Origin of the sequence: Bradyrhizobium sp. Mp27 (assembly GCF_029953005.1) — a bacterium.
Lineage (GTDB): Bacteria > Pseudomonadota > Alphaproteobacteria > Rhizobiales > Xanthobacteraceae > Bradyrhizobium > Bradyrhizobium barranii.
Window position 1 is genome coordinate 1 of the sequence record NZ_JASAUS010000921.1, and the last position, 214, is coordinate 214.

1 pseudogene is annotated in these 214 nt (G+C 68.2%); it reads left to right on the forward strand.

Going from position 1 to position 214, the window contains the following annotated elements:
* Positions 1-214 (forward strand): annotated as a pseudogene (locus QJT78_RS53005) (IS21 family transposase); the annotation flags it as partial.

Sequence of the window (214 nt, forward strand, 5' to 3'; positions counted from 1 at the left end):
GAGCTGGTCGATGCCCGTATCGACGATCGGACGGTCGAGATCTTCCACAAGGGCCAGCGGATCGCCAGCCATGCCCGCGCGCCCAACCGACGCGGACACACCACCATCGCCGACCACATGCCCAGCGCCCATCGCCGCTACGGCAAATGGACCCCCGCCGCGGTGATCGCCGCCGGCGAGCGGATCGGTCCTTCGACAGCAGCGTTTTTCCAGG